The organism is Rhodoferax sp. EU05-FHT12H12 (genome assembly GCF_058791215.1).
The window spans coordinates 566,735-580,217 of sequence record NZ_JBYTDI010000002.1; the positions used below are offsets into that span (position 1 = coordinate 566,735).

A 13,483-nucleotide genomic window follows, 5' to 3' on the forward strand; every position below is an offset into this window, starting at 1 on the left:
GCCCGATTTGGGACAATAGTGCCCATGACGCACGCCCCTAACACCCTCACCATCACCCGCCCCGACGACTGGCACCTGCATGTGCGCGACGGCGCCGCCCTGAATACCGTGGTGCCGCACACTGCGGCCCAGTTCGGGCGCGCCATCATCATGCCCAACCTCAAGCCGCCGGTCACCACCGCGGAGCAGGCCCTGGCCTACAAGGCGCGCATCCAGGCTGCGGTGCCCGCAGGCATGCAGTTTGAGCCGCTGATGACGCTCTACTTGACCGACAAGCTGCCCGCCGACGAGATTGCACGCGCCAAAGATGCCGGTGTGGTGGCCGCCAAGCTCTACCCCGCAGGCGCCACCACCAACAGCGACGCCGGCGTGACGGATATTCGCAAGACCTACCAGACGCTGGAAGCCATGCAAAAGGCCGGCCTGCTGCTCTTGGTGCATGGCGAGGTGACCAGCAGCGACATCGATCTGTTCGACCGCGAGGCGGTGTTTATCGACACGCAACTGATTCCGCTGCGCAAAGACTTTCCTGAGTTGAAGATCGTCTTCGAACACATCACCACCAAAGAGGCTGCGCAGTACGTGGCCGACAGCGATCGCTTCACGGCGGCCAGCATCACGGCCCACCACCTGCTCTACAACCGCAACGCCATCTTCACCGGCGGCATCCGCCCGCACTACTACTGCCTGCCCGTGCTCAAGCGCGAGACACACCGCCAGGCCCTGGTGCAAGCCGCCACCGGGGGATCGAACAAATTCTTCCTGGGGACCGACAGCGCGCCACACCCCACGCACCTCAAGGAGCACGCCTCGGGCTGTGCGGGCTGTTACACCGCCCACGCCGCCATGGAGCTGTACGCCCAGGCCTTTGATGCTGCGGGCGCGCTCGACAAGCTGGAGGGTTTTGCTTCCTTTTTTGGTGCCGACTTCTACGGCCTGCCGCGCAACACCGGCACCCTCACCCTGAAGCGGGAAAGCTGGACCCCGCCCGAGAGCTTTGCCTTTGGCGAAACCTCCCTCAAACCCCTGGCCGCGGGCGAAGCACTGCAGTGGCGCATGGTTTAGAGGCCATCAACTGGGATGCGCCCTGGCTGAGGCCTTGGCGCGGAGTGGGTGAGGGGCTGGCCGCCCAGGTGAATGGCGGCCTGACGGTCGCCCAGGCCTTGAATGCGGCCCAGCGCGCCCCGGTGCAGTTTGTGCCCCAGGCCGAGCTGCCCGCGGGCATGGCCTACGAGCAGTACATCTTTGACACCGGCCGTGTGCCCACGCGCGACGGCCTGCACGACTTTTTCAACGGCCTGTGCTGGTTGCACTTTCCGCTGGCAAAAAAGAAGCTCAACCAACTGCAGGCGGAACAGATTGCGCAAACCGGCATCCAGCCGGTGCGTGGCCCGGCGCGCGATGCGCTGACGGTGTTTGACGAAAACGCCGCCCTGCTGGTGGCGCCCGAGCCGCTGTGGCAGGCCCTGCAGGCCAAAGAGTGGGAGGCGGTGTTTGTCGGTCTGCGTCCGCTGTGGGCCCAGTCGACCTTGCTGCTGTTTGGCCATGCGCTGCTGGAGAAGCTGGTTTACCCACGAAAACCGATCACAGCCCACGTATTTATTGCGCGAGCAGCTATCGAATCCATAGCGGATCTGGATGCCTGGCTGGCCCAGACCTTGTCAGCGCCGCTCTTGGCCAGCAAGCCGTTTGCGCATTTGCCAGTGCTGGGCGTGCCGGGCTGGTGGCCCGACAACGCCGCGCCAGCGTTTTACGCCGACCCCAGCGTGTTCCGGGTACCACGGCCGCCCGCTCCTGAGCCTGGGGGCTAAATTTGCTGCCGGGCCGCCCCAAGGCAAATGCGCCCCCTTGGGGGCAGCGACCCGCAGAGCGGCGGAGCGTGGGGGCTAAGCTTTCAGGCCTTGAGCTTGAGCAAGTGCACCATGACGCGGGCGGTGGTCAGGTCCAGGTCAATCAGGTTGACCAGGTCTTTGCCTGCCATCCACGATGCATCCCAGTGGTTTTGCTTGAGCGTGGCTTTCCAGGCGTCGTGTTGTGTGGCCAGGCGCACGGCCTCCAGCATCTCGGTTTGTCGGCCTGCCGATACCCCCTTGCCGGTGAACACCGCCCGCCAGTTGGACATTTCGGCCTGCACACCTTGCTCGCGGATGGCGGGAATACCAAACGAGGGTTTGCGCGAGGACACGCCGATGGCGCGCAGTTGGCCACCGGCCAGTTGGGCGCTGAATTCGCTGTAACCCGAGATGCCCACTGCCGCCTTGCCGGACAGCACGGCAGACACCACGTCCACGCCGCTGGCGAAGGGTTGGTAGTTCAGGTCTTCCGGGTTGGCCCCGGCCGCCCGCGCAAACACGCCGGCAAAAATATGGTCCACCCCGCCAGCCGATCCGCCCGCCACCGGCACGCCTTTCAGGTTGGCCTTCATGCTGACGGTGAGGTCGGACACGCTCTTGATGGGAGAGTTGGCCGCCACCACCATGACCAGGTAGTCGCTGGTCAGACGCGCCACGGGCTGGATGGCGCTCAGGTCCACCGCTGGTTTTTGCAGCGCCACGGCGCCCACCATCACGGTGCCGCCCATCAGCAGGGTGTTGGCATCGGCGTTGTATTTTTCGGCATAGTGAGCCAGGCCCAGCGTGCCGCCTTTGCCACCTTTGTTTTCGTACTCCACTTCGTCAATGACCCCGGCAGAGATCATGGCGGTGCCCAGGGCGCGGCCGGTCTGGTCCCAGCCGCCGCCCGGGTTGGCGGGGATGACGATGCGCAGCTTGGCAGCCAGCTTGTTGGCCGCCTTGGGCTTGCCCGGTGCGGCCGGCTTGGCGGTTTGGCTCCAGGCGGGCAGTACCGCGCCCGAGAGGGCGGCGGCAGTCAGTCCGGTGATGATGCGACGGCGTTGGAATTGGGTCATGGAGGGGACGCGTTTGGGGGCGCTTGGAAGCAGGGGAAGAGAGACATCTTAGGGGTGTTTGGTGACGCCCAGCCCGCGTGTCCGCGTTTGGGGCGCCCAAAGTCCATAAACTTCGTGGGCCCAAGGCCCCGCAAAAGCTTGAATTCAGCGCGGGCGCCCCTACCATCCGTGTCAACGACGGGAACACCGTCGCTTTCCGAAAGAAGAACCATGAAACGTATTGCCTTGTTTGTATTGACCAACCTTGCCGTGGTGCTGGTGTTGGGTGTGGTGGCCAATTTGTTGGGCGTCAACCGCTTCCTGACGGCCAACGGCCTGAACCTGGGCGCCCTGCTGGGCTTTGCCCTGGTGATGGGCTTTGGCGGCGCCATCATCTCGCTCTTGATCAGCAAACCCATGGCCAAGTGGACCTCGGGGGTGCGTGTGATCGAGCAGCCCCAGAACATGGACGAGGCCTGGATTGTGGACACCGTGCGCAAGTTCGCCGACAAGGCAGGCATTGGCATGCCCGAGGTCGGCATTTTTGATGGCGCACCCAACGCCTTCGCCACCGGCGCCTTCAAGAACTCGGCCCTGGTGGCCGTGAGCACCGGGCTGCTGCAGGGCATGACACGTGAAGAGATTGAGGCCGTCATCGGCCACGAAGTCGCCCACATTGCCAATGGCGACATGGTCACCATGACGCTGATCCAGGGCGTGATGAACACCTTTGTGGTGTTCCTGAGCCGTGTGATTGGGTATGCCGTGGACAGCTTCTTGCGCAAAAACGACGAGCAAAACAGCGGCCCCGGCATTGGCTACTACGTCACCACCATCGTGCTCGACATCGTGCTGGGCTTTGTGGCCGCCATCATCGTGGCCTGGTTCAGCCGCCAGCGCGAGTTCCGCGCAGATGCCGGTGCCGCCCAACTGATGGGCCGCAAGCAGCCCATGATGAATGCGCTGGCCCGCCTGGGCGGCATGACACCGGGCGAGCTGCCCAAGAGCGTGGCCGCCATGGGCATTGCCGGTGGCATTGGCCAGCTGTTCTCGACCCACCCACCGATTGAAGAGCGCATCGCTGCGCTGCAAAACAGCCAGGCCTGACCCTCGGCGCGGGGCAATCCCGCGTCAGAGCCCCAGCGACTGGTACAGCGCGTCCATGCGTGCCGTGACCGCGCTGTCCATCGCAATGGGGCGGCCCCATTCGCGCTGGGTTTCACCGGGCCATTTGTTGGTGGCATCCAGGCCCATCTTGCTGCCCAGGCCACTCACTGGCGACGCAAAGTCGAGGTAATCAATCGGCGTGTGCTCCACCAGCAGGGTGTCACGCGCCGGGTCCATGCGTGTGGTCATGGCCCACACCACCTCTTTCCAGTTGCGCACATCCACATCTTCGTCCACCACCACAATGAACTTGGTGTACATGAACTGGCGCAAGTGGCTCCACACGCCCATCATCACGCGCCGTGCGTGGCCCGGGTAGGCTTTGCGGATGCGCACCAGGGCCATCCGGTAGCTGCAGCCTTCGGGGGGCAGGTAGAGGTCTATGACTTCCGGAAACTGGCGTTGCAGCAGGGGGATGAACAGCTCGTTCAGTGCAATGCCCAATATGGCCGGTTCATCGGGTGGTTTGCCGGTGTAGGTGGAGTGGTAGATGGCGTCCTTGCGCAGCGTCATGCGGTCTACGGTGAACACGGGAAACTCGGCGCATTCGTTGTAGTAGCCGGTGTGGTCGCCATAGGGGCCTTCGAGTGCGTGCTGCCAACCGCTGGCATGGGTTGCGTCGGGGTAAATATGGCCTTCCAGCACGATCTCTGCGAATGCGGGTACCGACAGCGGTATGCCCAGTGCCGGGGCGACCTCGGTGCGGGCGCCGCGCAGCAGGCCGGCAAACTGGTATTCCGAGAGGCTGTCCGGCACGGGTGTTACGGCGCCCAAAATGGTTGCCGGATCGGCGCCAATGGCCACTGCCACCGGATAGGGCTCGCCCGGGTGCAGGCGCGCGTGTTCGGCGAAATCCAGCGCGCCACCGCGGTGTGCCAACCAGCGCAGGATGAGCTGGTTGCGCGACAGCACTTGCTGGCGGTAGATGCCCAGGTTTTGCCGCGCTTGGTGCGGGCCGCGCGTGATCACCAGTCCCCAGGTAATCAGTGGCGCCACATCGCCCGGCCAGCAGTGCTGAATGGGCAGGCGTGCCAAATCTACATCGCCCCCCTCCCTCACCAGGTCCTGGCAGGGCGGGGCCTTGTGCTCCTTGGGTGCCATGTTCCACAGGGCCTTGAGCAGGCTGCCCATGCCTGCCATGTCCTTCAGTCCCTTGGGGGCCTCGGGGGACCTGAGTGTGGCCAGCAGTTCACCCAAGGGGCGCAGCCCGGCAATGCCATCTACGCCCATGGCGCGTGCCACCCGCTCCGTGGTGCCAAACAGATTGCCCAGTACCGGCATGTGGTGGCCACGCGGGTTGGCAAATAGCAGGGCCGGGCCGCCCGCGCGCAGTACCCGGTCGCCCAAGGCGGTCATCTCCAGATGGGGGGATACCGGCGCGCTGATGCGCAGCAATTCACCCGTGTGTTCGAGTTGGGCCATGAAGTCACGCAGGTCCCGGTAACTCATGCGTTGCCCTGCCAGCGTGCTGCCAGCGTGTGGGGCACGTCCAGCAAGTCCAGGGCGCGTGCCACACTGAAGTCCACCACATCCGCCACCGTTTGGGGGCGCAGGTAGAAACCCGGCATGGGTGGGCAGACGATGGCACCCATCTCGCTCACGCTGACCATATTGCGCAGGTGCACCAAGTGCAAGGGGGATTCGCGCACCATGAGCACCAGACGGCGCCGCTCTTTCAGAACCACATCCGCTGCGCGGGTGAGTAGGTTGTCGGACAGCCCGTGGGCAATCGCCCCGAGGGTGCGCATGGAGCAGGGGGCTACGACCATGCCGCTGCACTGGAACGAACCGCTGGCGATGGAGGCCCCCACGTTGCCAATATCGTGCACCCGGTGGGCCAGGGCTTCAATGGCGGCACGGGGCAGGCCCTGTTCTTCTTCTACATTGCGCCAGCCTGCAGGGGACACCACCAGTTGGGTCTCCAGCCCCGGCGTGTCGCGCAGCACTTGCAAGAGGCGTACACCGTACACCGCACCACTGGCGCCAGAGATACCCACAATGATGCGCCGCAGGGGCGGGCGGTTTTCCATGCCCTCGCTCACCCGGGGCCACCTTGTCCAGAGGGGGCGTGACGGCGTGCACGCCAGCGTGCCAGCAGTTGCGGGGGCGACCAGTGATGCGGGTCCAGCACCGGGAGCTCCAGGGCATCCATGGCGTTTTTGACCACCAGGCCCAGCTCGGTGTCGCCCTCCATGGAGAGGCGACGGTTAAAAAACAGGGTGTCCGGGTCTTCCTGGCGCTGGACCAGACGCAAAAAATCGTGGGCATGGGCGCTCAGGGTCAGGTCGGTGGTGCCCTCTGGGGGGCAGGCTGCAAAGCCGGTACTGTTGCAAGACAGATCAAAGGTCAGGCGCGCATCGCGTACATGAATGCGCAGCCGCTTGCCCCGCAAATACTGGCGCACATCGTTGGGCAGTTGCGGTGCCAGCATCGCATTGAGCGCCGTGGCCAGCAGCAACGAGCCCGGATAGGCGGGCAGGTGCGATAGTGCTGCACCGAGACGGCTGGGGAGCGTGTAGTGGGTGTGGGAAGGGGGCATGGCGTTACAGGCCTCAGGCAACAAATACAAAAACAGTCAAGAAATGGCAGCTGCTACCGCCCAGCACAAACAGGTGCCAGACGCCGTGGCTGTGACGCAGGCGCTGGTCGGCAACATAAAAAATGGTGCCTACCGTGTAGAGGGCTCCACCCGCCGCCAACCAGGCAAAACCAGCGGGGGAGAGTGCCTCCCACAGCGGCAACAGGGCGGCCAGGGCCAGCCAGCCCATGAGCAGGTATATCGCCAGTGAGAGTGTGCGCGTGCCCTTGGACAGCCAAATTTCTTGCAGGATGCCCAGCACGGCCAGTGTCCACACGGCACCCAGCAGGGACCAACCCCATGCGCCTCGCAGGGACACCAGCGCAAATGGGGTGTAGCTGCCTGCAATCAGCAGGTAGATGGCGCAATGGTCCAGTTTCTGGAATATGACTTTGGCCCGGCCGCGTAGGCTGTGGTACAGGGTGCTGGCCACATACAGTGCCACCAGCATGGTGCCGTAGATGCTGAAGCTGACAATCTTCCAGGGGTCGCCTAGCCGCGCGGCCGATACCGTGAGCAGAACCGCCCCCACCAGTGCCAGGCCAGCACCAACCAGATGGCTGATGCTGTTGAAGCGCTCACCGTGGTACATGGGCTTAGCCTTGTGTGGCCAAGCTGGCGTTTTGTACCTGGTCCAGCCCTGGTTGGCCGTGCCAGTAGCCGTTGCAACCGGCAAAGGGCATGAGGGCTTGCAGGCGGTCCTGTGCTGCTTGGGGCGACACGGTGTGGAGGCGCATGGCATCGAACACGGCCACCACCTCGGCCATGTGGTGCGACTGTGGGCTCAGGCGCACCACGTCTACCCCGAGGTTGCGCATGTCATCGAGCGCATCGACCAGGTTGTATACCTTGGCCGACTGCGTTTGTGTGCCATTGAGCACCAGAAAGCCTTCGTGTTCGCGGGTTTGGAGCATCAGTCCGTCCGGGTGGTCCAGGCAGCTAAAGCGGCAATCGTCCTTGGGCAGGTTGCGGTGGCGTGCGGTGAAACAACGCGCCGAGTAGGCCAGCGGCATACGTCCGTAGGCAAACACTTCGGTCTGCAGCCCGGCCGGGCGGCCAGCTTGCAGCACGGCAAGGTCCCTGCGCGCCATTTCCAGTGGCATCACCCAACGCTGCGCGCCCAGGTCCGCCATCCATTGCAAGGTGGGCAGGTTGTACAGATTGAGATGCGGGCCGGCCACGAACGGCACTTTGCCGTGCAGGCATTGCACGGCACCCATGTCGTTGGCCTCCACCACCAACCCGCCGTGCTGGGTGATTTTGTGCATGGTGCCTACATCGGCACCGGATTCCAGCAGCACCTGGGTGGACAGCACCACTGCCTTGCCGGCCCGTTGCAGACGTGTGGCAATGTCCAGCCAGTCGCCCAAGCGCAGTTCGTGGCGGCGTGAGCAGACGGTCTCGCCCAGGTAGACGATGTCCACCGCGGTGGTGGCCATGGTGTCGTAAAAGTTGAAAACAGCATCGCGCTGCCAGTAGTACAGCAGCGGACCAAGGGCAATTTGCATGGGACTTACTTCCAGGGGCGGTGGTAGGCGCCCAACGTGTGTTGTTGGCCTTCGGCGACTTGGTCCAGGGCGTGCATCCACACGGGTTTGGGGGCGTAGCGGTGGGGGTTGGCGAGGCAGTGGTCGATGGCTTCGCGCCAGACCTGGGTGACCTGGGCTACATAGGCCGGGCTGCGTTGACGCCCTTCAATCTTGATGGCCTTGACGCCCATGGCGAGGAGCTGCGGGAGCAACTCCAGCGTGTTGAGGCTGGTGGGCTCTTCGATGGCGTAGTAGTTTTCGTCGGTGCCCACATCAAAGCGGCCTTTGCACAGCGTGGGGTAGCCCGCGTTCTCGCCCGGCGCGTAGCGGTCAATCAACACACCATTCAGGCGCGACTCACGGCCTTGCGGTGTCTCCGCCCAGCGCACGGCTTTGGGCGGCGAACATACGCCATGGGTGTTGGGTGACTCACCGGTCACGTAGCTCGACAGGGCGCAGCGCCCTTCCACCATGACACACAGGCTGCCAAAACCAAACACCTCAATCTCGACCTCGGTCTTTTCAATGACCTGTTGCACCTGCGTGAGGGACAGCACGCGGGGCAGCACGGCGCGCACGATGCCAAACTGTTCACGGTAGAAGTTGATGGCATCAAAGTTGGTGGCCGAGCCCTGCACCGACAGATGCAGCCGCAATCGGGGATGGTGGCGGTTGGCGTACAACATCAGGCCGGGGTCTGCCAGGATGACCGCATCCACGCCCAACTCCACTGCCTGGTCCAGGGCGGAGCGCCAGAGCTCCGGTTTGGCCGCCTGCGGGTAAGTGTTGAGGGCCATGAACACTTTGGCATGGCGGTGGTGGGCGTACGCAATGCCCTGCGCAATGGCCTGGGTGTCAAAGTTCAGCCCGGCAAAGTTGCGGGCATTGGTGGCGTCCCGCAGCCCCAGGTAGACGCAGTTGGCACCTTGGTCAACGGCCGATTTGAGGGCTGGCAGGCTGCCAGCGGGGCAGACCAGTTCCAGGGCGGGGGATTGGGGGGCGGTGTGCATGGCGGGGTGCTCGTAGTGCAAGCTCCGCACGATACGGCGGCCCCTAGTGCGACCGTCTGATGTGGGTCAACACCGCCGCATAAAGTTGGATTGATTTAGTCGGGTATGGCGCGCGGTGGGCGCAACCGGGGTAGCGGCAACGCGACTGTGCTGTGTGGCGACGCCACCAAATCGGCCAGCGTGACGCCATCCAGAACCGCGAAATACTGTTGCATGGCACGGGTGAGCACGGCTTTGAGGCCGCATTGGGGGTTGAGGCAGCACTGGTTTTGCATCGGGTCAAAACATTCCACCAGAGTGAAGTCGCGCTCGGTGGTCCGCACGATGGCGCCCAGCTGAATGCTGTTCGCGGGGCGTACCAGGCGGATGCCGCCGCCACGTCCGCGGCTTGTTTCCAGCAGCGACTGCGCGGCCAGTTCCTGCACGATCTTGGTCAAGTGGCTGCGTGAGATGTGGTGGTGCTCCGCAATCTCGGTGATGGTGACCGGGCTCTCGCGGCCCTGGTGCTGGGCACAGTACATCAGCACACGCAAGGTGTAGTCAGTCCATTGGGTCAGGCGCATGGGGTTTGTTGTAGGTCAAATAAAAGATTCATTCTTAATGAATGTTAATGGCTAAAATATTCATACGATATGAATCTTTAAGGAGCTTGTTATGAATGCCCGTCTCGAAACCACAACCCCTGCTGTCAACCCGGACCAGGCCATTGGCCAAATTGCGGTGGCTCTGCCCGGTGCCACGGCGGTGTTTCGCCGTCTTAAGCTGGACTTTTGCTGTGGTGGCCAGGTAAGCCTGCGCCAGTCGGCCGCCGACAAGGGTTTGGATTTGGCTGCCTTGGTGGGCGAGCTGGCGGGTCTGCAGCATGTGGATGCGCCCGAGGGGCTGACCGATCCGGTGGCCCTGATTGACCATATCCTGGTGCGTTACCACGAGGTACACCGCCAGCAACTGCCGGAGCTCATTCGCATGGCGCGGCGTGTGGAGGCCGTCCACCGTGGCAACCCGGATGTACCGGTTGGCCTGGCGGACGCCTTGGAGGCCATGGAGCAAGAGCTGCTGTCGCACATGCTCAAAGAAGAGCAGGTGTTGTTCCCCATGCTGAAGCAGGGTGGCAATGCCTTTGTCACCCAGCCCATTGGCATGATGCGCACGGAGCATGTGGACCATGGCGATGCACTGGCCCAGGTCATGGCCCTGACCCAGGACGCCACACCGCCGGTGGGGGCTTGCAACACCTGGCGTGCGTTGTACGCAGGGCTCGCGCAACTCAATGACGACCTGATCAACCACATTCACTTGGAAAACAACGTGCTGTTTCCCCAGTTCGAGCCTGCGCAGCGGGCGGGTGGCTGCGGTTCGGGTGGGTGTGGCTGCGCCTGAGTGCGTGGGGTGGCAGCGGTGCGCGCGTCAGTGCGCGCGCGCCAGCAGGTCCAAGGCCAAGGCTTCGGCCACCTTGATGCCATCCACCCCCGCCGACAGAATGCCGCCCGCGTAGGAGGCACCTTCACCGGCCGGGTACAGGCCGCGCACGTTGGTGCTTTGCAGGTCGTCTCCGCGTGGCATCTTGATGGGGCTGGAGGTGCGGGTTTCCACACCGGTCAGCACCGCATCGGCCATGTCAAACCCCTTGATCTTCTTGCCAAACGCGGGCAGCGCCTCGCGCAGCGCGGCAATCGCGTAGCCGGGCAGGCTGGGGGCCAGGTCGCCCAGCTTCACGCCGGGTTTGTACGACGGGGTCACGCTGCCAAATGCTGTCGACGGCTTGGCCGCAATGAAATCGCCCACCAACTGTCCCGGTGCTTCGTACGTGCCGCCGCCCAGCGTGTAGGCGCCACTTTCCAGCTGGCGCTGAAACGCAATGCCTGACATCGGGTGCGCGGCCTTGGGGTCCTGGGCCTTCATCGCGGCGGCTTCGGCTGCGTAGCGCCGGCCTTTCTCTTCACCAAAGGCGTGCACAAAGGCGCTCACATCGTCCGGGTAGTCGGGCGGGTCTATGCCCACCACCATGCCGGCATTGGCGTTGCGCTCGTTGCGCGAGTACTGGCTCATGCCGTTGGTGACCACGCGGCCCGGCTCGCTGGTCGCCGCCACGACCGTGCCGCCGGGGCACATGCAAAAGCTGTAGACCGCGCGCCCGTTGGCAGCGTGGTGCACCAATTTGTAGTCGGCCGCGCCCAGCAGCGGGTGGCCCGCATGGCGGCCCCAGCGTGCGCGGTCGATCACGCCTTGCGGGTGCTCGATGCGAAAGCCCACCGAGAAGGGCTTGGCTTGCATGGAAACACCACGCTCGTAAAGCATGGCAAAGGTGTCGCGTGAGCTGTGGCCCAGGGCCATCACCACGTGGGTGGCCGGCAACTCGTAGTGGCTGCCATTTTGAAGGTTTTCGACCTCTAGCCCCCGTAGCGTATGCGCGGACAGCTCCTGTTTTGATAGCGATTCGCCTAGCAAAACGTCGGCCACCCGTTGCTCAAACCGGATCTCACCGCCCAGCGCAATGATCTGTTCACGGATGCCTTCCACCACCTTCACCAGCTTGAAGGTGCCGATGTGCGGGTGCGCCTCGTAGAGGATTTCGGCCGGGGCGCCGTGCTGCACGAACTCGTGCATGACCTTGCGGCCCAGAAAGCGCGGGTCCTTGATCTGGCTGTAGAGTTTGCCGTCCGAAAATGTGCCGGCACCGCCTTCACCAAACTGCACATTGCTCTCGGGGTTCAGCGTCTTCTTGCGCCACAGGCCCCAGGTGTCCTTGGTGCGCTCACGCACCGGCTTGCCCCGCTCCAGCACGATGGGCTTGAAACCCATCTGTGCCAGCACCAGCGCTGCAAACATGCCGCAGGGCCCAAAACCCACCACCACGGGGCGCTCCTCCAGGGTGGCTGGCGCCTGTGCGACCAGGTGGTAGGCCATGTCGGGCGTGGCGCTGATGTGCGGGTGGTTTGGGAATTGGGCAAGCAGAGGGCCTTCTTGCGCCGCATCGGCCAGCGTGAGGTCCACGATGTAGACCGCCAGCAAATCTGCCTTGCGGGCATCAAAGCTGCGCTTGAAAACGTGCAAATCGGTAATGGCCGCGACGTCGATGCCGAGCGCTTGGGCGCTCAGGCGTTTCAGCGCGTCCATCGGGTGCGCTACAGGCGCGCGGTCGGCCTCGGTCTCAGAAGGGGCGTCGGCCGCGCGGCGCGTTTCCACGGGCAGGGCAGAGAGGGGGAGTTTGAGTTCTGTGAGGCGGATCATGGCGGGGGCTCGTGGTTATCAAGCAAGGCCGGGATTTTACGCGCCGCCTGGTGGTGTGGGCACCGCCGGGCGTTCGGCACCGTCTCAGTGCAGCGCGTCGCGGCAGTCTGCAGAGGGGCTGTGCCCGAACAGTTTGCGGTAGTCGCTGGAGAACTGGCTGAAGTGCCAGAAGTTCCAATCTGCGGCCACGTCACGCACGGTGCGGGCGGGCATGTGGCGCAAATCGCGCCGCGCGCCGTTGAGGCGCAGGATGCGCAGGTACTGCACCGGTGCCATGCCCAGCACGTCTTCAAAGCAGTACTGCAGGGTCCGGCGGCTCACGAACAACTGCTGGCACAGGTCGGGTACCGTGATCGCCTGGTCGTGGTGGGCCAGCAGGTAGTCGCGCGCTTTGGCCACGATGCGCTGACGCCGGGCAAAACTCTCGCGCACCTCGCGCTCCACCACCCCCGTGTCGATCAGGGGCAGCAGGGCCGCCAGCGCCGCCTGTTGGGTGGCGCCAGCGTCGGCCGGGTGGCCGGGGTTTTGCAACAGGGCACCCAGGGTGTGCAGGCACTGCTGGCGTGCCGCCGGAGAGGCGTGCACCAGTTCGGCACCGCGCAGGCGCTCCCAGTCCATCGCATACCCCATGCGCTGCGCCGCAGCCTGCAGCGTGTCCTGGTGCACCACGATGCCGAAGATGGTGTAGTCCGCCGGGGTGATGAGTTCAAACTCGCAAGCGCCGGGGCGCACCAGCACGCTGTTGGGCGCCACGGCACGGCCGTTGATGCGGGTGGCTTGTGCCGAGTACGGCAGGCCGAACCACAGCGCGTCGGGCCACACGCAGCAGGACTGGCGCATGCCCTGGCTGGTGCTTTCCCGAAACACCTGCATGCCCGGCAGTTGCAGCTCCTCCAGCAGGCCATGGAAAGTTCCGGCCGTGGTCTGGTCGTAACACTGCTCCCAATTGGTGAGGTTGCCTGCGTGTTCGTCTGCATCCATGGCCTCCACGATGCGGAGTGCGGACGATGGTGTGTGGTGCATGGGGTCCTCCAACGGTGCACACCCCGGCCGGCGCACCGCGCGGGTGCGCACTGCAGAT

At 64.3% G+C, this 13,483-nt stretch carries 14 protein-coding genes; 4 read left to right on the forward strand and 10 right to left on the reverse strand.

The annotated features are described in order from the left end of the window. Positions 1-24: 24 nt before the first annotated feature. Together pyrC and AC3WS7_RS07470 are read left to right on the forward strand one after the other, a co-directional pair. Complete coding sequence (gene pyrC, locus AC3WS7_RS07465; protein WP_296467491.1) at positions 25-1,065, forward strand: dihydroorotase; 1,041 nt, start codon at positions 25-27, stop codon at positions 1,063-1,065. Then, positions 1,050-1,811: a DUF3025 domain-containing protein gene (locus AC3WS7_RS07470; RefSeq protein WP_492655912.1), complete on the forward strand. Its 762-nt coding sequence runs from the start codon at positions 1,050-1,052 to the stop codon at positions 1,809-1,811. The genes pyrC and AC3WS7_RS07470 overlap by 16 nt, the downstream gene beginning before the upstream one ends. 83 nt (positions 1,812-1,894) lie before the next feature. On the opposite strand, the gene AC3WS7_RS07475 is transcribed toward AC3WS7_RS07470, so the two are convergent. Next, a complete protein-coding gene (locus AC3WS7_RS07475) occupies positions 1,895-2,908 on the reverse strand; it encodes a Bug family tripartite tricarboxylate transporter substrate binding protein (RefSeq protein ID WP_492655913.1) in 1,014 nt (337 codons plus the stop codon). Positions 2,909-3,118: 210 nt separating this feature from the next. On the opposite strand from AC3WS7_RS07475, the gene htpX reads away from it, so the two are divergent. Then, entirely contained in the window at positions 3,119-3,994 is an 876-nt protein-coding gene (gene htpX, locus AC3WS7_RS07480) for a protease HtpX (RefSeq protein ID WP_492655914.1), read from the forward strand. A 24-nt stretch (positions 3,995-4,018) separates the two neighbouring features. On the opposite strand, the gene ubiD is transcribed toward htpX, so the two are convergent. From ubiD to AC3WS7_RS07515, 7 genes are all read right to left on the reverse strand, one after another. Beyond that, entirely contained in the window at positions 4,019-5,503 is a 1,485-nt protein-coding gene (gene ubiD, locus AC3WS7_RS07485) for a 4-hydroxy-3-polyprenylbenzoate decarboxylase (protein ID WP_492655915.1), read from the reverse strand. Continuing rightward, a complete protein-coding gene (locus tag AC3WS7_RS07490) occupies positions 5,500-6,084 on the reverse strand; it encodes a UbiX family flavin prenyltransferase (protein WP_492655916.1) in 585 nt (194 codons plus the stop codon). Before AC3WS7_RS07490 ends, ubiD begins: the two co-directional genes overlap by 4 nt. 8 nt (positions 6,085-6,092) lie before the next feature. Beyond that, complete coding sequence (gene ubiT / locus AC3WS7_RS07495; RefSeq protein WP_492655917.1) at positions 6,093-6,593, reverse strand: ubiquinone anaerobic biosynthesis accessory factor UbiT; 501 nt, start codon at positions 6,591-6,593, stop codon at positions 6,093-6,095. Between the two features lie 13 nt (positions 6,594-6,606). Then, a complete protein-coding gene (gene trhA / locus AC3WS7_RS07500; protein WP_296467475.1) occupies positions 6,607-7,224 on the reverse strand; it encodes a PAQR family membrane homeostasis protein TrhA in 618 nt (205 codons plus the stop codon). Positions 7,225-7,228: 4 nt separating this feature from the next. Next, entirely contained in the window at positions 7,229-8,140 is a 912-nt protein-coding gene (gene ubiV / locus AC3WS7_RS07505) for a ubiquinone anaerobic biosynthesis protein UbiV (RefSeq protein WP_492655918.1), read from the reverse strand. Between the two features lie 5 nt (positions 8,141-8,145). Beyond that, entirely contained in the window at positions 8,146-9,171 is a 1,026-nt protein-coding gene (gene ubiU / locus AC3WS7_RS07510) for a ubiquinone anaerobic biosynthesis protein UbiU (RefSeq protein ID WP_296467470.1), read from the reverse strand. Between the two features lie 95 nt (positions 9,172-9,266). Further along, complete coding sequence (locus tag AC3WS7_RS07515; RefSeq protein ID WP_492655919.1) at positions 9,267-9,734, reverse strand: RrF2 family transcriptional regulator; 468 nt, start codon at positions 9,732-9,734, stop codon at positions 9,267-9,269. Between the two features lie 91 nt (positions 9,735-9,825). Here AC3WS7_RS07515 and ytfE point away from each other — a divergent pair, with 91 nt between their 5' ends. Next, on the forward strand, positions 9,826-10,551 hold the full coding sequence (gene ytfE, locus AC3WS7_RS07520) for an iron-sulfur cluster repair protein YtfE (protein WP_492655920.1): 726 nt from the start codon (positions 9,826-9,828) through the stop codon (positions 10,549-10,551). A gap of 27 nt (positions 10,552-10,578) precedes the next feature. On the opposite strand, the gene AC3WS7_RS07525 is transcribed toward ytfE, so the two are convergent. Both AC3WS7_RS07525 and AC3WS7_RS07530 read right to left on the reverse strand, forming a co-directional pair. Beyond that, on the reverse strand, positions 10,579-12,402 hold the full coding sequence (locus tag AC3WS7_RS07525; RefSeq protein WP_492655921.1) for an NAD(P)/FAD-dependent oxidoreductase: 1,824 nt from the start codon (positions 12,400-12,402) through the stop codon (positions 10,579-10,581). A gap of 84 nt (positions 12,403-12,486) precedes the next feature. Next, positions 12,487-13,425: a helix-turn-helix domain-containing protein gene (locus AC3WS7_RS07530; RefSeq protein ID WP_492655922.1), complete on the reverse strand. Its 939-nt coding sequence runs from the start codon at positions 13,423-13,425 to the stop codon at positions 12,487-12,489. Positions 13,426-13,483: the final 58 nt, after the last annotated feature.

What these genes read in the sequence shown, in the direction of transcription:
- pyrC (WP_296467491.1), top strand. Translation starts at nt 25, where the DNA reads ATGACGCACGCCCCTAACACCCTCACCATCACCCGCCCCGACGACTGG.
- AC3WS7_RS07475 (WP_492655913.1), bottom strand. Translation starts at nt 2,908, where the DNA reads ATGACCCAATTCCAACGCCGTCGCATCATCACCGGACTGACTGCCGCC.
- htpX (WP_492655914.1), top strand. Translation starts at nt 3,119, where the DNA reads ATGAAACGTATTGCCTTGTTTGTATTGACCAACCTTGCCGTGGTGCTG.
- ubiD (WP_492655915.1), bottom strand. Translation starts at nt 5,503, where the DNA reads ATGAGTTACCGGGACCTGCGTGACTTCATGGCCCAACTCGAACACACG.
- AC3WS7_RS07490 (WP_492655916.1), bottom strand. Translation starts at nt 6,084, where the DNA reads ATGGAAAACCGCCCGCCCCTGCGGCGCATCATTGTGGGTATCTCTGGC.
- ubiT (WP_492655917.1), bottom strand. Translation starts at nt 6,593, where the DNA reads ATGCCCCCTTCCCACACCCACTACACGCTCCCCAGCCGTCTCGGTGCA.
- trhA (WP_296467475.1), bottom strand. Translation starts at nt 7,224, where the DNA reads ATGTACCACGGTGAGCGCTTCAACAGCATCAGCCATCTGGTTGGTGCT.
- ubiV (WP_492655918.1), bottom strand. Translation starts at nt 8,140, where the DNA reads ATGCAAATTGCCCTTGGTCCGCTGCTGTACTACTGGCAGCGCGATGCT.
- ubiU (WP_296467470.1), bottom strand. Translation starts at nt 9,171, where the DNA reads ATGCACACCGCCCCCCAATCCCCCGCCCTGGAACTGGTCTGCCCCGCT.
- AC3WS7_RS07515 (WP_492655919.1), bottom strand. Translation starts at nt 9,734, where the DNA reads ATGCGCCTGACCCAATGGACTGACTACACCTTGCGTGTGCTGATGTAC.
- ytfE (WP_492655920.1), top strand. Translation starts at nt 9,826, where the DNA reads ATGAATGCCCGTCTCGAAACCACAACCCCTGCTGTCAACCCGGACCAG.
- AC3WS7_RS07525 (WP_492655921.1), bottom strand. Translation starts at nt 12,402, where the DNA reads ATGATCCGCCTCACAGAACTCAAACTCCCCCTCTCTGCCCTGCCCGTG.
- AC3WS7_RS07530 (WP_492655922.1), bottom strand. Translation starts at nt 13,425, where the DNA reads ATGCACCACACACCATCGTCCGCACTCCGCATCGTGGAGGCCATGGAT.